Source organism: Paenibacillus sp. P4_E11 (assembly GCF_056401635.1).
On record NZ_JBFUIX010000746.1, the window covers coordinates 1 to 504 of the forward strand.

Here is a 504-nt window from a genome sequence, read left to right on the forward strand (position 1 = left end):
CGTAAAGAGAAGATTCTGAAACAACAATTGCAAAGGAACGGATACTTGTATATCGAACTGTCTCGGAATGGTCAGAAGGCAAAGAAATTCCTTGTGCATCGTCTCGTAGCCATTGCGTTCTTGCCAAACCCAGAAGCCAAAGAAACAGTTAATCACGAGAACGGAATTAAAATTGAAAACAGATTAGAAAACCTAAGTTGGGCGACGCCAAAAGAACAGGCTCGCCATGCACGTGACACTGGTTTGAGGAAGAATCACAACAAGCCTGTGATCGCTACTAATTTAGAATCAGCGAAGCGACGCCATTTTGAGTCGCAGATAGAAGCGGCGAACTCCTTAGGAATCAGCAAAAAAGCCATCTCTATTGCACTCACCAATGGAAGAACTACATCTGGTTGGACGTTTGAGCGTCAATGTCCACATGTCAATGCGTAAACAATCATTGGCAACGTCCAATGTTGAAATAGATAACCACCCTCAGACACGCGCAAACGTGTCTGAGGG

At 44.4% G+C, this 504-nt stretch carries 1 protein-coding gene; it reads left to right on the forward strand.

What is annotated here, in order from left to right; genetic code table 11:
- Nucleotides 1-435: HNH endonuclease (locus AC1DWB_RS37255; protein ID WP_477546041.1), on the forward strand; the 435-nt coding region annotated here is incomplete at its 5' end.
- Between the last annotated feature and the right edge of the window lie 69 nt (nt 436-504).